Raw genomic sequence first — 18,779 nt, forward strand, 5'->3', positions numbered from 1 at the left:
AACTGTAAGTATATTTATTTTCTATAAATATGCGTTGGTAATTGATAGTGATGTTCCGTAATAACGTCTAAATTCTGTGCTGAAATCTTGCCTTAAACGTAAATCAATGGCCTAAAAAGCGCTGTTTACGGGGTCTTTTCGCGCCATTGGCAGAAGGAGCGTTCTGTCATCATTACCCAGAGACAACCTGGCGTGAGCGCGTGCTGTGGCAGACGAAAGCGATAACGACGATAAAACAGAAGCCCCCACACCCCACCGACTCGAAAAAGCGCGGGAAGAAGGGCAGATCCCCCGATCCAAAGAACTGACCTCACTGCTGATTTTGCTGGTGGGTGTTTGCATTATCTGGATTGGCGGCGAGTCGCTGGCGGGACGGTTATCAAACATGCTTTCGGCGGGATTACGTTTCGATCACAGCATGGTGAACGACCCCAATTTGATACTCGGGCAAATTATTCTGCTGATCAAAGAGGCGATGTGGGCGCTGTTGCCGCTGATAACCGGTGTGGTGCTGGTGGCACTTATCTCCCCGGTGATGCTGGGGGGGCTAGTGTTTAGCGGCAAGTCACTACAACCTAAGTTCTCAAAACTGAATCCATTGCCTGGCATCAAACGCATGTTCTCCGCACAGACCGGGGCAGAACTGCTGAAAGCGATACTCAAATCAACCCTGGTGGGCAGCGTGACGGGGTTTTACCTCTGGCACAACTGGCCGGAGATGATGCGTTTGATGGCAGAGTCGCCGGTGACGGCGATGGGTAACGCGCTGGATCTCGTCGGGCTCTGCGCGCTGCTGGTCGTGCTGGGTGTGATTCCGATGGTGGGCTTTGACGTTTTCTTCCAGATTTTTAGCCATCTGAAAAAGTTACGCATGTCGCGCCAGGATATTCGCGATGAGTTCAAACAAAGCGAAGGCGATCCGCATGTTAAAGGGCGCATTCGCCAAATGCAGCGAGCGGCCGCGCGTCGCCGCATGATGGACGATGTGCCGAAAGCCGATGTCATTGTCACCAACCCCACGCACTACTCGGTGGCGCTGCAGTACGACGAAAACAAAATGAGTGCGCCAAAAGTCGTCGCCAAAGGGGCGGGGCTGGTGGCGCTGCGTATTCGTGAAATAGGCGCTGAACATCGCGTGCCAACGCTGGAAGCGCCGCCGCTGGCGCGTGCGTTGTATCGTCATGCTGAAATTGGTCAGCAAATTCCCGGACAACTCTATGCCGCTGTGGCGGAAGTCCTGGCGTGGGTCTGGCAGCTTAAACGCTGGCGCCTTGCCGGTGGGCAGCGTCCGCCACAACCTGAAAATCTACCGGTGCCTGACGCACTGGATTTTATGAACGAGAAGAATACCGATGGCTAATCTGGTTGCGATGCTGCGCCTGCCCAACACTATGAAGTCCTCCCAATGGCAAATTCTTGCCGGGCCGATCCTCATCCTGCTGATTTTGTCGATGATGGTGCTGCCGCTGCCTGCGTTCATCCTCGACCTGCTGTTCACCTTTAATATCGCGCTGTCGATCATGGTACTGCTGGTGGCGATGTTCACCCAGCGTACGCTGGAATTTGCCGCTTTCCCGACCATATTGCTGTTCACCACGCTGTTGCGTCTGGCGCTGAACGTGGCGTCAACACGTATCATTCTGATGGAAGGGCATACCGGCGCGGCGGCGGCAGGCAAGGTCGTTGAAGCATTCGGTCACTTCCTGGTGGGCGGGAACTTCGCCATTGGTATTGTGGTGTTCGTGATTCTGGTCATCATCAACTTTATGGTTATCACCAAAGGGGCTGGGCGTATCGCGGAAGTGGGCGCGCGCTTTGTGCTGGATGGGATGCCCGGCAAGCAGATGGCGATTGATGCCGACTTAAATGCCGGGTTGATCGGGGAAGATGAAGCGAAAAAACGGCGCACTGAAGTGACCCAGGAAGCCGATTTTTACGGTTCGATGGACGGTGCGAGTAAGTTCGTTCGCGGGGATGCCATCGCCGGTATTTTGATTATGGTTATCAACGTGGTGGGGGGACTGCTGGTGGGGGTTCTGCAACACGGCATGAGTATGGGGCACGCGGCGGAAAGCTATACCCTGCTGACCATCGGCGACGGTCTGGTCGCGCAAATCCCGGCGCTGGTGATTTCAACGGCGGCGGGTGTCATTGTGACCCGCGTCAGTACTGACCAGGATGTCGGTGAACAGATGGTCGGCCAGTTGTTCAGTAACCCCCGCGTCATGCTGCTCAGTGCGGCGGTTCTGGGGTTGCTGGGACTGGTTCCCGGGATGCCGAACCTGGTTTTCCTGATGTTTACTGCGGCGTTACTGGGTCTGGCCTGGTGGATGCGGGGGCGGGAGCAAGCGGCACCCGCTGAACCGCAGCCGGTGAAGATGCCGGAAAACAATTCGGTGGTGGAAGCCACCTGGAATGACGTGCAGCTGGAAGATTCCCTGGGCATGGAGGTCGGTTATCGGCTGATCCCGATGGTGGATTTTCAACAGGACGGGGAACTGCTCGGACGCATTCGCAGTATTCGTAAAAAATTTGCTCAGGAGATGGGATTCCTGCCGCCAGTGGTGCATATCCGCGACAATATGGATCTGCAGCCTGCGCGCTACCGTATTCTGATGAAAGGGGTGGAGATTGGCAGCGGCGATGCGTATCCGGGTCGCTGGCTGGCGATTAATCCAGGGACGGCGGCGGGGACGCTGCCTGGCGAGCCGACAGTGGATCCCGCCTTTGGCCTGGAGGCTATCTGGATTGAAAGCGCGCTGAAAGAGCAGGCGCAAATTCAGGGATTTACGGTTGTGGAGGCGAGCACTGTCGTGGCAACGCACCTTAACCATCTGATTGGTCAGTTTGCTGCGGAGTTATTTGGCCGCCAGGAAGCGCAACAGCTACTGGATCGCGTCTCGCAGGAGATGCCTAAGCTGACAGAAGATCTCGTACCCGGCGTGGTCACACTCACCACGCTGCATAAAGTGCTACAGAACCTGCTGGATGAGAAAGTGCCGATTCGTGACATGCGCACTATCCTCGAGACGCTGGCCGAACATGCCCCGATACAGAGCGATGCGCAGGAACTCACTGCCGTGGTGCGTGTGGCGTTGGGTCGCGCCATTACTCAACAGTGGTTCCCGGGTAATGATGAAGTGCATGTCATTGGCCTTGATACCCCGCTTGAACGCTTGTTATTACAGGCGTTACAAGGTGGTGGCGGACTTGAGCCAGGTCTGGCGGATCGTTTGCTGGCACAGACGCAAGAAGCGCTGTCGCGCCAGGAAATGCTGGGAGCACCACCGGTGCTGTTAGTGAATCATGCCCTGCGTCCGTTGCTGTCACGTTTTTTACGGCGCAGCTTGCCGCAACTGGTGGTGCTGTCAAACCTGGAGCTTTCGGATAACCGTCACATTCGCATGACCGCAACCATCGGAGGCAAATAATGCGCAAATTATTCAGCATGTTGTGCCTGCTTCCGTGGATGGCGCTGGCTTCCGGTGAAGGGGCGTGGCAGGACAGCAGCACCGGAATTACCCTGAATTATCGTGGCGAGTCCGCATCCTCATCACCGTTGTCCTCGCGACAACCGGTTTCCGGCTTAATGACGCTGGTGGCCTGGCGTTATACCCTGGACGGCCCTACGCCAGCGGGCCTGCTGGTGCGCCTGTGCTCGCAATCGCGCTGTGTGGAATTAGAAGGGCAAAGCGGAACCACGCGCGGATTTGCCAACGTACCCGCTATCGAACCGCTGCGCTTCGTCTGGGAAGTGCCGGGGGGGGGACGCCTGATCCCCGCGCTTAAAGTGCAGAGTAACCAGGTGATTGTTAACTACCGATAATAGTCAATCGCCGTTATTTCAGGCGGTTGACCGGTGAAAATGCAAACCGCTTCGCAATTACGCGACCTCTTTTTTGATTCTTGAGAAACACTGTTTTATAAATCGGTGACACGCGTTGCCGAACTCTTTGCGATTCTGCCACCACACGAAATGCGGTGGCAGAAACAAAAAGGTATCACATCCTGTAAGCTTCTATTGTAGCCCGTGTATGAACGCCCCTTGTCCTTTTACTCTGCCTCCGTTCGTCTGGTGGAGTAGGTAAGGCCAGCGTTGGCGACCTCTTCATTTTTTGCAGGGTTTACGGCAATGAATACACGTAAAATTGGATTGGTGAATTATTTCGCGTACGGCGCAGGCGACTTTTTAGGCGCCGGAACGACCGCGTTAACCGCTGCCTGGCTTCTTTACTTCTATACGACTTTTTGTGGCTTAACGCCGATCGAGGCTACGTTCATTTTTGCTGCGGCAAGGGTCCTTGATGCTGTTGTCAGCCCGCTGATGGGCTTTTTAACCGATAACTTTGGTTCTACGTGGCTCGGTAAACGTTTTGGTCGTCGTAAGTTCTTTATTCTGCTAGGGATCCCTTGTGTATTCAGCTACTCACTGATGTGGGTTGGCGACATGACGTTCTGGTACTACCTGCTGACCTATCTGGTCTTTGATATCGTTTACACCATGATTCTGGTGCCATACGAGACGCTGGTGCCGGAAATGACCGATGACTTCAGGCAGAAGACCAAGTTCTCCGGGGCACGCATTGCAATGGCGCAAATGTCCGCCATTCTGGCCTCCTTCCTGCCGGGTATTCTGCTGACGGCGTTTGGTAAAGACAACCCGATCTCCTTTTTCTATGCCAGCATGGTCTTCTCGGTACTGTGTGCGTTGATGCTGACATTCGTGTGGTTCTTCACCTGGGAGCGTCCGCGTGAAGAGTGGACGGAAGCGGCTCTGCGTGCCGAGGAAGAGAAGAAAAACCTGAACTTCCGCCAGAGTATGAATCGCCTGTTCGTTGAATTGAGTTCGACGCTGCGGATCAAAATTTTTCGTCAGCATCTGGGGATGTACCTTGGCGGTTATATCGCGCAGGACGTCTTCAACGCGGTCTTTACCTATTACGTGGTCTTCGTTCTTATGCAGGAAGCCTCAATGGCGTCGAATCTGCTGGGCACGATGGCGATTTTCCAGTTCATTGCGGTTATCGGGATGATCCCGCTGTGCATCCGTTTTGGACCTGCGCCGTCTTACCGCATGGTGGTGGTCCTGTTTGGTCTGAGTTCGCTGTCGTATGCCGTTCTCTATTATGCCGGCATGAGCGATGTGTACTCCCTGTTACTGCTGGTGTCTGCTATTGCGGGCCTGGGACGCGGTGGTATCAACTATGTACCCTGGAACACCTATACCTATATTGCGGATGTCGATGAAGTCATTACCGGACAGCGCCGTGAAGGGATCTTCGCAGGCATTATGACGCTGACCCGTAAAGCGTCCCAGGCGGGGGCGGTGATGCTGGTGGGGATTGTGATGCAAATGTCAGGTTTTGTGTCCGGGAAGAGCACGCAACCTGAAGCCGTCAGCCACACCATTCTGTTGATTCTGAGCTGCGGCACATTGCTGGTGCTGGCGGTCGGCTTCCTGGTTTCTTTGCGCTTTAAGCTGAATTTACAAACGCACAGTGTCCTGCGTGAAGAGACGGCCAAAATGCGTAACTCGGGCCGGGCAATGCCAGAAGAGATTACGCCGCAGGCGCGTGCCACCGTTGAGATGCTTTCAGGCATGCCGTACGAATCACTTTGGGGTAACAACAATATTGGTTATCTGAACCGTAATAAACCGGCTGCGCCGTCTCTTAAGCAGGGCGCGGCAATGAATTCGACATTGCACAGAGGTTAAGTAGATGAAGGTTTACCCAGTCAAACACAGTCCGTTATTGCGTCAGCCAGAGCATTTCATCGCCAGGGATGAGTTAAAAACCCTGATCCAAAAGGTGACGCATAACCTGGTCAATATTCATGATGAAACGGGTGAGTTTCTGCTGCGACTGGATGACGGGCGAGTGATCGACACCAAAGGTTGGGCCGGATGGGAGTGGACCCACGGCGTCGGTTTGTACGGGATGTACCAGTACTATCAGCAGACCGGCGATGAGGCAACGCGCGACACTATCGACAGTTGGTTTGCCGACCGTTTTGCCGAGGGGGCAACCACCAAAAACGTCAACACGATGGCGCCGTTTTTAACGCTGGCCTATCGCTACGAAGAAACCCGCAACCCGGCGTATCTGCCGTGGCTTGATAGCTGGGCGGAGTGGGCGATGAATGAGATGCCGCGCACCGATCACGGCGGTATGCAGCACATTACGCTGGCGGAAGAAAACCATCAGCAAATGTGGGATGACACGTTGATGATGACGGTGTTGCCGCTGGCTAAGATTGGCAAACTGCTCAATCGTCCGGCATATGTGGAAGAGGCGACCTATCAGTTCCTGCTGCATGTGCAGAATCTGATGGATAGAGAAACGGGGCTGTGGTTCCACGGCTGGAACTATGACGGACACCATAACTTTGCCCATGCCCGCTGGGCGCGTGGCAACAGCTGGCTGACCATCGTGATCCCGGATTTTCTGGAGCTACTGGATCTGCCTGAAAATAACGCAGTCCGCCGTTATCTGGTGCAGGTGCTGAATGCGCAAATTGCTGCGCTGGCGAAATGTCAGGATGAGAGCGGGTTGTGGCATACCTTGCTGGACGATCCGCAGTCATATCTGGAAGCGTCGGCCACTGCGGGATTTGCCTACGGTATTCTGAAAGCGGTACGTAAGCGCTATGTCGGTCAGGAGTATGCAGCGGTTGCCGAGAAGGCCATTAAAGGGATCGTAGCGAACATATCCCCGCAAGGGGAGCTGTTGCAAACGTCCTTTGGCACCGGCATGGGCCATGACCTTGATTTTTACCGCAACATTCCACTGACCTCCATGCCGTACGGCCAGGCAATGGCGATGCTGTGCCTCACCGAATATCTGCGTAAGTATTTTTAATCCTGTCAAACGCTCCCCGGTGTCGGTTTCGTTACCGGGGATGCGCTTTCCGCCTGTCCGTGAACCGGTTGGGCAACCGCGTTTTGCGACACAAACAGATGGTCAAGTATTTGACGCATCACCGGCGCGGCGGTCACGCCGTCGCTGCCCCCGTTTTCCATAATCACTGCGATGGCGACTTTCGGGTTGTTATAGGGCGCAAAAGCGGTATAGAACACATGGTCGCGTAGGCGAATCGGGATCATTTTCGCATTGTAGGTCTGGTTCTCTTTCAGGCTGAATACCTGGGATGTGCCACTTTTGGCGGCAATACCGTAAGGTGCGGTGTGAAAGAATTTATAGCCGGTGCCGTTAGGGGAGTTCGCCATGCCGAACATCGCCTGGCGCACCAATCCCCAATACGGTGATGCGGCGTCGGCGATTTGTGTGGGTGGCGTGGCGGCATGGTAAGGAATACGGGTTTTACCATTATCTTCTTCCTGCAGCAGGTGAGGGGAGATCACTTTCCCATTGTTGAGCAGGGCTACCATCGCTTTTACCATCTGAATCGGCGTGGCGATCCAGTATCCCTGACCGATGCCGACCGAGATGGTATCTCCCTGATACCAGGTTTTTTTATGTACCCGTTGTTTCCAGTTACGGCTCGGTAGCAGGCCGTTGTACTCTTCGTTAAGGTCGATACCGGTTGGTTTACCGTAGCCAAACTGCGACAACATGCTGTTGATCCTGTCGATACCCATCATGTAAGCGACCTGGTAGAAAAAGGTGTCCGCCGACTCTTCAATCGCTTTGGTGACGTTTAACATGCCGTGACCGGTTTTCTTCCAGTCGCGGTAGCGGCGCTCTGTTCCGGGGAGCGTCCACGTCGGCGCGCCGAAAAAGTAAGTTTGCGGTGTAATGACGCCGTTTAACAGCGCCGATATGGCCATGTAGGGTTTCACCGTGGAGGCTGGTGGATACAGCCCTTGCGTCACACGATTGATCAACGGCAGATCTTTATCCTTCAGCAGTTTGTCGTACTCCTGATAGCTGATGCCTTTCACAAAAGGATTCGGGTCATAGCTGGGATTCGAGACCATCGCCAGTACCGAGCCGTCATGCGGATCTTCCACCAGAACCGCTTCGCGTTGTCCGGCAACCAGACTCTCAATATATTCCTGCAGGTGGAGATCCAGCGTCAGGTGGATGTTTTTACCGGCGACGGGGGGGACATCTTTTAGCAGACGGACAATCCGACCATGATTATCCACCTCCACTTCCTGGTAGCCGGTTTTGCCGTGCAGCTCATTTTCGTAAAAGCGTTCAATACCCTGTTTGCCGATGTTATGGTCGGCGGCGTAATTTTCCGCGATCCCTTCTTTGCTGAGTGTTTTCAGATCGCTATCGTTAATTTTTGAGACATAGCCAAGTACGTGCGCCAGTTTTGCGCCGTAGGGGTATTGCCGATCTTCATAGCGACTGATGGCGACGCCGCTGAAACGAAATTGGTTTACGGAAAATCGCGCAATCTGGACGTCGCTCAGGGCATTTTTCAGCACTACCTGGCGGTAGCGACTGCTTGATTTCAGCGCGTGGCGAAATGCCTCGATATCATCCGGTGTCAGGTCAACGATGGGCGTCAGTTGCTGGATTAACGTATCCATATTGCTGATTTTGTAGGGTGTAACCGAGATATCGTACCAGGTCACGTTGCGCACCAGCGGGATGCCATTGCGATCATAGATCATGCCCCGAGTTGGCGCGATCGGCAGCATTTTAATGTCGTTCTCGTCAGAGCGGGTCGCGTAGTACTGATGTTGGCGAATTTGTAAATTGTAGAGATTGACAAGAAGGATCCCGAAGCAAATAACCACCAGGCCAAACGCCACCACTACCCGTCTCAGAAAGAGTTTCTCTTCTGCTGCGAAATCTTTAAACGTCATTGACCCGTACCTGATTAATTAGCCGCCTAATGATACGGAGAGGTCAACGCGATGACAGGCAAAAAATGTACCATCCCTCCTGAGAAATGTGTCATTTCTTGTGACATGTTACAGAATGCGAACGCTGGAGATAAAAAAGGCCTGAGTCCGCAAACGAACTCAGGCCTGAATGTTAAGCGTATGGATTTACATACGTTCTACGGTTTCGATACCCAGCGTATCCAGACCCAGTTTCAGCGTTTTTGCCGTCAGTAACGCCAGTTTCAGACGGCTGTTACGCACGGTTTCGCTTTCTGCACTCAGGATCGGGCAGTGCTCATAGAAACCGGAGAACAGACCGGCGAGATCGTACAGATAGGCACACATAACGTGTGGCGTACCTTCACGCGCGACCACTGTCAGCGTCTCTTCAAACTGCAGCAGGCGAGCGGCTAACTGCGCTTCGCGATCTTCGCTGATGATAACCGGTGCAGCCGCCAGCGCGTCTTCGCTGATGTCTGCTTTACGGAATACGGACAGTACACGGGTGTAGGCATATTGCATGTAAGGGGCAGTGTTGCCTTCAAACGCCAGCATGTTGTCCCAGTCGAAGATGTAGTCGGTGGTGCGGTTTTTGGAGAGATCCGCATATTTCACCGCGCCGATACCGACGGCGTTTGCCAGTTTTTCCAGCTCATCGGCAGGCATGTCCGGATTCTTCTCAGCTACCAGACGGCGCGCGCGTTCCAGCGCTTCGTCCAGCAGGTCAGCCAGTTTCACTGTGCCACCCGCGCGGGTTTTGAACGGTTTACCGTCTTTACCCAGCATCATGCCGAACATGTGGTGTTCCAGCGGTACAGAGTCCGGCACATACCCGGCTTTACGCACGATAGTCCATGCCTGCATCAGGTGCTGGTGCTGGCGGGAATCGATGTAGTACAGCACGCGATCGGCATGCAGCGTTTCATAGCGGTATTTGGCGCAGGCGATGTCAGTGGTGGTATAGAGGTAGCCGCCATCTTTCTTCTGAATGATGACGCCCATCGGTTCGCCTTCCTTGTTTTTGTACTCATCAAGGAACACCACCGTCGCGCCTTCGCTTTCAACGGCAAGGCCTTTGGCTTTCAGATCGGCGACGATACCCGGCAGCATCGGGTTGTACAGGCTTTCGCCCATCACGTCGTCACGCGTCAGCGTGACATTCAGGCGATCGTAGGTTAACTGGTTTTGCGTCATGGTGATGTCGACCAGTTTGCGCCACATTTCGCGGAAGTACGCGTCGCCGCCCTGCAGTTTCACCACGTAGTTACGTGCGCGCTCGGCAAACACTTCATCTTCATCGTAGTGCTTCTTCGCATCACGATAGAATCCTTCCAGGTCTGCCAGCGCCATTTCGCCGGCGTTTTCCTGCTGCTGTTTTTCCAGCCAGGCGATGAGCATACCAAACTGCGTGCCCCAGTCGCCGACGTGGTTGGCGCGAATAACATGGTGACCCAGAAACTCCAGAGTACGCACAGCCGCGTCGCCGATAATGGTCGAGCGCAGGTGGCCGACGTGCATCTCTTTGGCGACGTTAGGCGCAGAGTAATCCACCACAACCGTCTGCTTCTCAGGGAGAGCGACGCCAAGACGGTCACAGGCCAGCGCCTGCTGGACGTGTTGGGCGAGAAACGCCGCATCGAGGAAAATATTGATAAAGCCCGGACCGGCAATTTCAACCTTGCTGGCGATGCCGTTGAGATCCAGATGAGTCAGCACCTGCTCTGCAAGTTGTCGCGGCGCCATACCCAGTTTTTTAGCAACTGCCATCATGCCGTTGGCCTGATAGTCGCCGAACTGTACTTTTGCTGACTGACGAACCTGGGGTTCGCAATCTGCAGGCGCGCCTGCAGCAATCATGGCCTGACGAACTTTTTCTGAGAGAAGAGCCTGAATATTCACCGGAATACCTTACGTTTAAGACGCGGGGTGACTGTGCCCGCACCAGTTTAAGAATTTAGGGCGGGAGTATACTGCAAATGCCCGTTTGCGTCAGCATTGGCGCATGTTGTCGCGACCCTGGAATCACCGCAACATAATGAGGCATCACTATTCATGGCGCGTTGACCGCAATCAGCGGTTGGTTGCCGCCCCGCAACAGAGTAAATTAACGGCTTTGAAGATGAAGACGAGTATCCAAAATGGCGAACTGGCAATCTATTGACGAACTGCAGGATATTTCCGCGGATTTACCGCGTTTTACGCTGGCGTTAACGGCGCTTTCTACTCGCCTCGGTCTGGATCTGGCGCCCCTTGAGGCCGACCATATCTCTCTTCGTTGCCATCAGAATGCGACCGCAGAACGGTGGCGGCGTGGGTTTGAGCAGTGTGGCGAACTCCTGTCGGAAAATATCATCAACGGTAGGCCGATCTGCCTGTTCAAACTGAAAGAGCCTGTTTGCGTCGGACACTGGCGATTCAGCGTTGTGGAATTACCGTGGCCGGGTGAAAAGCGCTACCCGCACGAAGGCTGGGAACATATTGAAATTGTGCTGCCCGGCGAACCGGAAACGTTGAACGCACGGGCGCTGGCGCTGCTCTCTGACGATGGCCTAAGCCAGCCGGGGATTTTCGTCAAAACCAGTTCGCCCAAAGGCGAGCACGAACGTCTGGCGAACCCAACGCTGGCGGTGACGGATGGCAAAGTTACCATCAAGTTTCACCCGTGGTCGATTGAAGACATTGTGGCAAGCGAGCAGTCAGGGAATTGAGTTTGTGAGCGTCTGCGGCGTTTAGCGTTAACAGGCATGGCATGATAAATGATTCTGAAAAAGGAGTGAGTATGGCGTTGCTCGAGATTTGTTGCTACAGCATGGAGTGCGCGTTAACGGCGCAGCAAAACGGTGCCGATCGGATCGAGTTGTGTTCAGCGCCGAAAGAGGGCGGATTGACGCCTTCGCTGGGTGTGCTGCGTTCGGTTCGTCAACACGTAACGATTCCCGTGCATCCAATTATTCGCCCGCGTGGTGGTGATTTTTGTTATACCGACGGTGAATTTGCCGCCATGCTGGAAGATGTGCGCGCGGTCAGAGAATTGGGTTTCCCCGGTCTGGTGATAGGCATTCTGGACGTGGACGGCAATGTGGATATGCCGCGAATGGAAAAAATAATGGCCGCTGCCGCGCCGTTGGCAGTGACATTTCATCGTGCATTCGATATGTGCGCTAATCCATTAAATGCGCTTAAGAATCTGGCGGATTTGGGTGTTGCGAGAGTGCTGACATCCGGGCAAAAATCTGACGCACTGCAAGGTTTACCAATAATTATGGAACTAATTACACACGCTGATGCTCCAATAATTATGGCCGGAGCAGGGGTTCGTGCAAAAAATTTGCAGGATTTCCTGGATGCAGGTGTCAGGGAAGTACACAGCTCCGCCGGAGCCCAGGTTGCCTCACCAATGCGTTATTGCAATCAGGGACTGTCGATGTCAGCGGATACGCAAGCGGATGAGTTTTCCCGTTATGTGGTTGACGGGGCGGCGGTTGCAGAGATGAAAGGAATCATTGTTCGTCATCAGGCCAACTGATTTTTACCGTTGCATCATGTCGCCCAATATGATGCTTGCTCGTACCAGGCCCCTGCAATTTCAACAGGGGCCTTTTTTTATCTTTTTATGCCTGATGGCGGCGATGCCTTATCAGGCCTACGAGATTTGTAGGCCCGGTAAGCGTAACGCCACCGGGCAATCCATCACGGTTTGCGCGCAATCAACACCGCACGCAGAGGAGCAGGGTAACCCTCGACCGTTTTGCTGCTGTCGTTCGGGTCAAGGAAATCGGCCAGCGACTCAGTGACCATCCATTCGGTACGACGCTGTTCTTCGGTTGACGTCACACAAACATCTGCGATACGCACATCGACAAAACCGCACTTCTCCAGCCAGTTTTTCAGCGCCAGCGCAGAAGGAATAAAGTAGACGTTGCGCATCTGCGCGTAGCGATCGCCGGGTACCAGCACGGTATTTTCATCGCCCTCAACGACCAGCGTCTCAAGCACCAGTTCACCGTCTTTGACCAGTTGATCTTTTAACTGCCACAGATGCTCCAGCGGCGATCGGCGATGATAGAGCACGCCCATCGAAAATACGGTATCAAACGCATTCAGCGCGGGCAGTTGTTCGATACCCAACGGCAGTAAATGCGCGCGCTGATCGTTACCCAACAATTTGCGCACTGCTTCAAACTGGCACAGGAACAGTTGCGTTGGGTCGATCCCGACGGCGAGATGTGCGCCTGCGCCAATCATGCGCCACATGTGATAGCCGCTGCCGCAGCCAACATCCAGAATCGTGCGACCGGTAAGATCGGACAGATGCGGCAATACGCGATCCCACTTCCAGTCAGAACGCCATTCGGTATCAATATTGACGCCATATAAAGAGTACGGACCTTTACGCCACGGCATCAGATTGCGCATCAGGGTATCGATACGTTTAAGTTGGCCTTCGCTCAGCGGTGTTTCGCTTTCGGCGGTGACGCTGTGCAGCAGATCCAGACGGTGCGGCGTTAACTCGGGCAGAAATTCAACCGCGTTCGACCACTGTTTAAACAGGCCATGCTGATCGCGCTGCCAGGCCGCAATTTGCGCGGGCAGGGTTTCAAGCCAGTGGGAAAGGTGATTTTTGGCAATCAGCTGATAAAAGTTTCCGAACTCGATCATGCGGGAACCTCAGCTTTTAGCGCCACCAGAGAGCCGAAGTTGAAGCACTGGAACCACAGTTCGCTGTGTTCGAATCCGGCCTGGCGCAGACGTGCTTTATGGGTTTCGACGGAATCGGTCAGCATGACGTTTTCCAGCATGCTGCGCTTCTGGCTAATTTCCAGTTCGCTATAGCCGTTGGCACGCTTGAAGTCATGATGCATGTTGAACAGCAATTCGCCGACCTGCGCATCTTCAAAACTGAACTTCTCTGACAGCACCAGCGCGCCGCCCGGATTCAACCCCTGATAAATCTTATCCAGCAATGCCTGGCGCTCGGGCGGCTCAAGGAATTGCAGGGTAAAATTCAGTACCACCATAGAGGCGTTTTCGATAACGACATGACGAATATCGCCTTCCACAATGTCAACCGGGGTCGGGGCTTTGTAAGCATCAATGTGGCGGCGGCAGCGTTCAATCATCGCCGGAGAATTGTCGACGGCAATTATCTTGCAGTTATCATGGTGGATGTTGCGACGCACCGAGAGCGTCGCCGCGCCCAGAGAACAGCCCAAATCGTAGACCTGGGTGTTGGGTTTGACAAAACGTTCAGCCAGCATGCCAATCATCGAGATAATATTGGAGTAGCCAGGAACGGAACGCTGGATCATATCCGGGAAGACTTCAGCTACCCGTTCATCAAAGGTCCAGTCACCCAGACTGGCGATAGGCGCAGAAAAAAGCGTGTCGCGGTGAGACATAACGTAAAAATCCGGGAAAAATAAAGTGGCGTATTGTGCGCTAATGCAGGGAGAAAACCAACTCCCAGGGCATATACCAGAGATTTGCCAGCACCATCAGCAACAGGGCGCACCAGGTTGCGCTCATACCGGAGCGCCGCCAGCGAAAAAGTCGGTGATGGAAGCCGTAATAATGCATGAGTCGACCGGCAATGAGAATCAAACCGCAGATATGCACCATCCATGTCTCAGCACCGTTCATCTCCATAAAGAGCAACAGCACGAGGGCAACGGGAATATATTCCACCGCATTGCCGTGAATGCGAATCGCGCTTTGTAGCTCGCTAAAACCGCCATCGCCATAGGCAACGCGGTACTGCATCCGTAGACGAACAACGTCAAAGGAGAACTTCATCAACAATAACGCACCCAATACGGCATATAGCGCGCTTACCATACAAACTCCCTTTAAAATGGCTGATGGCACTGTCTATGATAGGTGGCATTTTCAGAAAAGAGAAGATTGCTGTGGAATAGACGGTGCGGCGCCAATACCCGGAATTGCGGCCTGTAAATCATGCCAGATGGCGTCCACTAACTCCGGAGCCTGTGCGATATCGGGCGTGTGTAAAAACAGGTAAGGCGTGGTTGAGTGCTCCCAGAGCGGTAATTTGTTTAACCAGTCGGCAAAAAAATCACGATTTTGTACCATATTATCGCTGCCGATAAATCGCACCATCGGGTGAGCGGCGGTGACAACTGCATGAACGGGGACTCTGGGTTTCTTGCGCTGTGCCTCGCGTATCGCCTCAGTGTGAGGGCGAGCTGCGTGGACCGGGCGGCTGTCGAGAATAACCCGGTTTACCCCTCTCTCGTGTAAACCACGGTTGAGCTGTTGTTCCTCTTCCCCTTTTGCAAAGAATCCCGGATGACGGACTTCCACACCATAAGTGAAGCGTTTGGGCAGGGCGTCAAGAAATTGCCACAATGCAGGAAGGTCGCGAGGTGAAAATGTGGCGGGAAGCTGGAGCCAGTATTGACCAATACGCCCCTCCAGCGGCGACATCCGGGTCAAAAACTCCAGGACTAAATCGTCACAGTTTCTCAACGCGGCTTGATGCGTGATGGTCGCCGGGAATTTAAAACAGAAACGAAACTCATCGGTCGTCTGTGCGTGCCAGCGTTCAACGACCTCGGCTTTGGGAAGCGCGTACAGGGTGGTGTTACCCTCCACACAATTGACATGTCGGGCATTCGTAACTAACTTACTGATTTCAATAATGCTCTGGTGCTGCTTTTTAGGCTTTGGGGCACCTGTGGGGCAAAATCCGCAAGCCTCTGATTCAGCATTGCGATCTGCTCACTACTGCTGTCAGCCATCCACGCCCCGTATACATTGAAGACCATCTGAGCGCTCGCATGGCCCATCTGACTGGCAATGAAGCTGGGATTAGCGCCAGCTGACAGTGACCAGCACGCATACGTGTGACGCGACTGATATGCTTTCCTGTGCCTTATCCCTGCTCGTTTCTCCGCTGCGTCCCATAAATCACCTATCGAATCGACTTTATAGATAAACCCAACATGCTGACATCTTCTGACCAGTTGAGGGTTAAAGACAAATGTACATTCGTGGCTCTCCGTTCTGCCATACTCGCGAAGCTGAACATCAATGTGATACTGCTTTCCTGGCCTGGTCATTTCTGCCTGATTCCTCAGGACGCTGATCGCGGGCTTGATAAGGTGTATGACCCTGTTAGTACTCGCCTCAGTTTTCGGTAGAGTGAACTCGCCCAGTTTTGTATAATTACGCCTGATTGTTATTGTTCCAGCTTCAAGATCGATATCCTCCCAGGCCAGGGAGGTCAGCTCCCCGTGACGTACCCCTGTGTATACTGCAAGTGACCACAGGTTTTTCGTCTGCTGATGCCGGCATGCATCGATCAGGCGAATAAATTCGTCACGGGTTAGCGGATCAGGTTCTGCTCTGGCTTTTTTAAGAGGCTTAATCCCCCCGAAGGGGTTCACATCCAGGTAACCGTGATCTGCGGCAAACTGAAACATTCCGGCAATGGTTGTCATGTAATAATTCACGGTAACAACACTTCGCCCTTTTGCTGGAGCTTTGCCTTTCGTCGGATTCTGATAGCCGGTCAACAAATCTTTCCTGAGGTACAGCAGTTCCTCTTTGGTCACCGCTGACACCAGTCGATTACTCCCGATCCTGGGCACAACATTCCTTGCGACCGACTCATAGCGATTGAATGCGTTCGCGCAGATTTCCATCCTTTTCAGATCCAGCCACTTTTCTTTAAGCTCTTTCACTGTAATTTCTTTTTTACCCAACCCAAAAGCTTTGAGGTTAGGGGAATCCGGAAACTGTGCTGCGTAGTCGAAAGTCCCTGTACGGATGGCAAAACATACCGATGTCCGCAGTTCTCCGGCGATCTTCCTGTTCTTCGCGGTATCAGGGGCACCGAGACCTTCCCTGACACGCTTACCTTTAAAATTAAACCAGATGCGCAAAGTGCCACCGTGGTTTTCAACGCCTGTCGGATATGTGACTTTATCCATTGATTCCTCCAGACGCCCAAGAGCGATGTGAGAGTACCTTTTTCACGGCGTCAAATCACCCTGGTTGTTTGTTTTTCAGTGAGGCTACCCATGCGTCGACCGCTTTGCGGTTATACATGCACTCGCTGGACGGCTTCGGGTTTCCGTCAGGTGAAACGTGAAGATACTCCCGACCAACCATCCAGCATTCCTTTCTGGCCCGGAGGATAGTGCCGGGCTTGAGTCCGGTAACCGCGATTAATACTTTTTCGCTTACCCAGTCATTCGGGACCAGGTGGACGACATCTGCCGTATCACGCATGATTAACCTCAAAAATCAGAGAGAAATTTGTATTCGATTAGTGCACCGAAAATGACGGCCACCAGCAACAGACCAAACAGTAGGGAAAGGAAGAATTCTTTCATTTTCTGTCCTTTAATTTGCTGTACCGTTCGTGACTCATTACTTCCCAGTTTTGACCGCCGTCTCGGGACAGCAGCCGCCAGCGGCGATTAACCCTCAGGCTCAGGTTTCTGGAGCCGTGCATACGGCAGGGATAGATTCGCCTGGCTCTGAACTGGCGGAGTACATGGACCGCCTGCAGGTGCACCCACTCAGGAATTCGTATCGCTGTCAGGGCCATTGTCCTTGTCTCCTGCTGGTGGAGTGATCGTGTAACCGGCGCGTTCAGCCATCCATAAAAAAGTCTCCAGCGACGCTGTAACCTCGCCGTTCTGTACCGGGCGCGCGTGGATAACTTTCCCGTTTTCGATCGTCAGCACGATATTGACTGGTTCGTGCGAAATAATTGGTGTCTGATCACTCATGGCTTGTCTCCGCTGTGACTGATTTTTGTTTCTTGGCAAACTCGACCAACTCAGCAATGAGATCGTCGATTAATACCTTTCCGCTTTCTGTCAGGAACTCGCCGTTTCCATTCACATCTACAGCGCTGTTGTAAATCCATCTGATGATTTTTACTGCTTCGATATTCCCGTATTCGCTGATGGTCAGTTTTTCGAATTTTCTCAACAGGCCATCCAGTAAAATTTCTGTTAATTCGATCGTGCTTATTCCACCCTTTGGCAGATTAATAGCGATGCAGGTACTACCCGTTTTTCGCTGGTGGCGTAATAATGCTGATTTAAGAATTCGACGGCGATAAATATCAATTGTTTTGTTTTTCACGTTTTGTAAACTCCGCATCCATCCAAATTGATACTTGAGCCGATAAATCTAAACAGAGACCAGAAAGTGAAATTATTTGCTCTATATCCATGTCAGTAATGTTTGAGTTTATTAACTTAGTTAGCTGGTAAAGGCTTTCAGCAGTATCTCTGAGTGTTTCAATTGAGCTATCTTTGCTTAACATAACCGACCCCATAAGCTTTATGCAGGAATATGTTTGCTATATGGCGATACTCATCACCGTAATTGACGAAAATCAGAATTGCTGTTTTGTAAGCTGATTTATCTTTGATGAACGTCATGTTTATCACCCTTGAATTGGTTGTGGACTTCCCCTACGATAGAGTCGTAATACAATTAGATGTTTATTTTTGTAGGTGGTTCTATTCTGTGTTTAGCTTCCTGCTTTCCAATTGTCTATGTGTGCATATATCCAATTAAGAAACGTATTAATTATATTTCATACGCTATTATTGCCATCTTGTACGCCAGAAAGATAAGTTGCGGTCTGGGATATTTTATTTGTGGCAATAGCAAGTTCAGCAAGATCAGTAATAATACATGACAGGTTGTTTATTTTTTCTTTATTACACTCTTTACTATCCGAAAGAGTGAACACACATAGGCTGATGTGCCCAATAGCTTCAAGAAGTGAAATTGTCTTGGTATCGCAGTCACTTGCAATATCACCGTAATCAATATCAGTACGGTCGCCATCGTAACGATAATCAGGAATGTTGACGAGCTGGAAAAATTTTTTGGTTGTTGCATTAGTTGTCATTGCAGTTTCTCCGTTTGTTTGTGAAACAACAATACAGAATGTATTAAATCACGTCAATACAAAACGGATTAATCT

Annotated in this window: 19 protein-coding genes and 1 pseudogene; 7 read left to right on the forward strand and 13 right to left on the reverse strand. The window is 52.5% G+C overall.

The window, feature by feature from the left end; all coding sequences use genetic code 11:
• Positions 1-205: 205 nt before the first annotated feature.
• The 5 genes from flhB to bglB all read left to right on the forward strand — a co-directional run bounded on the left by flhB (position 206) and on the right by bglB (position 6,860).
• On the forward strand, positions 206-1,360 hold the full coding sequence (flhB, locus tag NNO04_RS20685) for a flagellar biosynthesis protein FlhB (RefSeq protein WP_271446253.1): 1,155 nt from the start codon (positions 206-208) through the stop codon (positions 1,358-1,360).
• Positions 1,353-3,431, forward strand: coding sequence for a flagellar biosynthesis protein FlhA (gene flhA / locus NNO04_RS20690; RefSeq protein ID WP_271446254.1), 2,079 nt, complete (start codon positions 1,353-1,355; stop codon positions 3,429-3,431). The genes flhB and flhA overlap by 8 nt, the downstream gene beginning before the upstream one ends.
• A 17-nt stretch (positions 3,432-3,448) precedes the next feature.
• Positions 3,449-3,826, forward strand: coding sequence for a flagellar protein FlhE (gene flhE / locus NNO04_RS20695; protein ID WP_442870757.1), 378 nt, complete (start codon positions 3,449-3,451; stop codon positions 3,824-3,826).
• A gap of 306 nt (positions 3,827-4,132) precedes the next feature.
• A complete protein-coding gene (locus tag NNO04_RS20700; protein WP_271446256.1) occupies positions 4,133-5,716 on the forward strand; it encodes an MFS transporter in 1,584 nt (527 codons plus the stop codon).
• A 4-nt stretch (positions 5,717-5,720) separates the two neighbouring features.
• A complete protein-coding gene (gene bglB / locus NNO04_RS20705) occupies positions 5,721-6,860 on the forward strand; it encodes a beta-galactosidase BglB (RefSeq protein ID WP_271446257.1) in 1,140 nt (379 codons plus the stop codon).
• Positions 6,861-6,865: 5 nt separating this feature from the next.
• Here the strand turns inward: bglB and mrdA are convergent, their stop codons facing one another.
• Together mrdA and argS are read right to left on the reverse strand one after the other, a co-directional pair.
• Positions 6,866-8,782, reverse strand: coding sequence for a penicillin-binding protein 2 (gene mrdA, locus NNO04_RS20710; RefSeq protein WP_271446258.1), 1,917 nt, complete (start codon positions 8,780-8,782; stop codon positions 6,866-6,868).
• A 186-nt stretch (positions 8,783-8,968) separates the two neighbouring features.
• Positions 8,969-10,702 (reverse strand): arginine--tRNA ligase, encoded by a 1,734-nt coding sequence (gene argS, locus NNO04_RS20715; protein ID WP_271446259.1) that lies wholly within the window; start codon positions 10,700-10,702, stop codon positions 8,969-8,971.
• Positions 10,703-10,941: 239 nt separating this feature from the next.
• Between argS and NNO04_RS20720 the strand changes: the two genes are divergently transcribed.
• Entirely contained in the window at positions 10,942-11,511 is a 570-nt protein-coding gene (locus NNO04_RS20720) for a VOC family protein (RefSeq protein ID WP_271446260.1), read from the forward strand.
• A 71-nt stretch (positions 11,512-11,582) separates the two neighbouring features.
• Complete coding sequence (cutC, locus tag NNO04_RS20725; RefSeq protein WP_271446261.1) at positions 11,583-12,329, forward strand: copper homeostasis protein CutC; 747 nt, start codon at positions 11,583-11,585, stop codon at positions 12,327-12,329.
• 164 nt (positions 12,330-12,493) lie between these two features.
• On the opposite strand, the gene cmoB is transcribed toward cutC, so the two are convergent.
• The 11 genes and pseudogenes from cmoB to NNO04_RS20780 all read right to left on the reverse strand — a co-directional run bounded on the left by cmoB (position 12,494) and on the right by NNO04_RS20780 (position 18,704).
• Positions 12,494-13,462, reverse strand: a complete 969-nt coding sequence (cmoB, locus tag NNO04_RS20730) for a tRNA 5-methoxyuridine(34)/uridine 5-oxyacetic acid(34) synthase CmoB (protein ID WP_271446262.1) — start codon at positions 13,460-13,462, stop codon at positions 12,494-12,496.
• The gene (cmoA, locus tag NNO04_RS20735) at positions 13,459-14,202 is read right to left on the reverse strand and encodes a carboxy-S-adenosyl-L-methionine synthase CmoA (RefSeq protein ID WP_271446263.1); all 744 of its coding nucleotides are present in this window, start codon (positions 14,200-14,202) and stop codon (positions 13,459-13,461) included. Before cmoA ends, cmoB begins: the two co-directional genes overlap by 4 nt.
• A gap of 40 nt (positions 14,203-14,242) precedes the next feature.
• Positions 14,243-14,638: an MAPEG family protein gene (locus tag NNO04_RS20740; protein WP_271446264.1), complete on the reverse strand. Its 396-nt coding sequence runs from the start codon at positions 14,636-14,638 to the stop codon at positions 14,243-14,245.
• A 51-nt stretch (positions 14,639-14,689) separates the two neighbouring features.
• Positions 14,690-15,439 (reverse strand): annotated as a pseudogene (locus NNO04_RS20745) (DUF72 domain-containing protein); the annotation flags it as partial.
• Positions 15,440-15,441: 2 nt separating this feature from the next.
• Complete coding sequence (locus NNO04_RS20750; protein WP_271446265.1) at positions 15,442-16,755, reverse strand: tyrosine-type recombinase/integrase; 1,314 nt, start codon at positions 16,753-16,755, stop codon at positions 15,442-15,444.
• A gap of 55 nt (positions 16,756-16,810) precedes the next feature.
• A complete protein-coding gene (locus NNO04_RS20755) occupies positions 16,811-17,056 on the reverse strand; it encodes an excisionase family protein (protein ID WP_271446266.1) in 246 nt (81 codons plus the stop codon).
• 100 nt (positions 17,057-17,156) lie between these two features.
• The gene (locus NNO04_RS22970) at positions 17,157-17,378 is read right to left on the reverse strand and encodes a ParE family toxin-like protein (protein ID WP_271446267.1); all 222 of its coding nucleotides are present in this window, start codon (positions 17,376-17,378) and stop codon (positions 17,157-17,159) included.
• Positions 17,350-17,562, reverse strand: a complete 213-nt coding sequence (locus NNO04_RS20765) for a hypothetical protein (RefSeq protein WP_271446268.1) — start codon at positions 17,560-17,562, stop codon at positions 17,350-17,352. Before NNO04_RS20765 ends, NNO04_RS22970 begins: the two co-directional genes overlap by 29 nt.
• Positions 17,555-17,923 (reverse strand): hypothetical protein, encoded by a 369-nt coding sequence (locus NNO04_RS20770; protein WP_442870756.1) that lies wholly within the window; start codon positions 17,921-17,923, stop codon positions 17,555-17,557. Before NNO04_RS20770 ends, NNO04_RS20765 begins: the two co-directional genes overlap by 8 nt.
• Entirely contained in the window at positions 17,904-18,107 is a 204-nt protein-coding gene (locus NNO04_RS20775) for a hypothetical protein (protein WP_271446270.1), read from the reverse strand. Before NNO04_RS20775 ends, NNO04_RS20770 begins: the two co-directional genes overlap by 20 nt.
• A gap of 276 nt (positions 18,108-18,383) precedes the next feature.
• Positions 18,384-18,704, reverse strand: a complete 321-nt coding sequence (locus NNO04_RS20780; protein ID WP_271446271.1) for a hypothetical protein — start codon at positions 18,702-18,704, stop codon at positions 18,384-18,386.
• Between the last annotated feature and the right edge of the window lie 75 nt (positions 18,705-18,779).

Source organism: Citrobacter sp. Awk 4 (assembly GCF_028069725.1).
GTDB lineage: Bacteria > Pseudomonadota > Gammaproteobacteria > Enterobacterales > Enterobacteriaceae > Citrobacter_D.

What these genes read in the sequence shown, in the direction of transcription:
- cutC (WP_271446261.1), top strand. Translation starts at nt 11,583, where the DNA reads ATGGCGTTGCTCGAGATTTGTTGCTACAGCATGGAGTGCGCGTTAACG.
- flhE (WP_442870757.1), top strand. Translation starts at nt 3,449, where the DNA reads ATGTTGTGCCTGCTTCCGTGGATGGCGCTGGCTTCCGGTGAAGGGGCG.
- NNO04_RS20720 (WP_271446260.1), top strand. Translation starts at nt 10,942, where the DNA reads ATGGCGAACTGGCAATCTATTGACGAACTGCAGGATATTTCCGCGGAT.
- NNO04_RS20755 (WP_271446266.1), bottom strand. Translation starts at nt 17,056, where the DNA reads ATGCGTGATACGGCAGATGTCGTCCACCTGGTCCCGAATGACTGGGTA.
- flhA (WP_271446254.1), top strand. Translation starts at nt 1,353, where the DNA reads ATGGCTAATCTGGTTGCGATGCTGCGCCTGCCCAACACTATGAAGTCC.
- NNO04_RS20780 (WP_271446271.1), bottom strand. Translation starts at nt 18,704, where the DNA reads ATGACAACTAATGCAACAACCAAAAAATTTTTCCAGCTCGTCAACATT.
- NNO04_RS20765 (WP_271446268.1), bottom strand. Translation starts at nt 17,562, where the DNA reads ATGAGTGATCAGACACCAATTATTTCGCACGAACCAGTCAATATCGTG.
- NNO04_RS20750 (WP_271446265.1), bottom strand. Translation starts at nt 16,755, where the DNA reads ATGGATAAAGTCACATATCCGACAGGCGTTGAAAACCACGGTGGCACT.
- mrdA (WP_271446258.1), bottom strand. Translation starts at nt 8,782, where the DNA reads ATGACGTTTAAAGATTTCGCAGCAGAAGAGAAACTCTTTCTGAGACGG.
- cmoB (WP_271446262.1), bottom strand. Translation starts at nt 13,462, where the DNA reads ATGATCGAGTTCGGAAACTTTTATCAGCTGATTGCCAAAAATCACCTT.
- cmoA (WP_271446263.1), bottom strand. Translation starts at nt 14,202, where the DNA reads ATGTCTCACCGCGACACGCTTTTTTCTGCGCCTATCGCCAGTCTGGGT.
- NNO04_RS20740 (WP_271446264.1), bottom strand. Translation starts at nt 14,638, where the DNA reads ATGGTAAGCGCGCTATATGCCGTATTGGGTGCGTTATTGTTGATGAAG.
- bglB (WP_271446257.1), top strand. Translation starts at nt 5,721, where the DNA reads ATGAAGGTTTACCCAGTCAAACACAGTCCGTTATTGCGTCAGCCAGAG.
- NNO04_RS20700 (WP_271446256.1), top strand. Translation starts at nt 4,133, where the DNA reads ATGAATACACGTAAAATTGGATTGGTGAATTATTTCGCGTACGGCGCA.
- NNO04_RS20775 (WP_271446270.1), bottom strand. Translation starts at nt 18,107, where the DNA reads ATGTTAAGCAAAGATAGCTCAATTGAAACACTCAGAGATACTGCTGAA.
- NNO04_RS22970 (WP_271446267.1), bottom strand. Translation starts at nt 17,378, where the DNA reads ATGGCCCTGACAGCGATACGAATTCCTGAGTGGGTGCACCTGCAGGCG.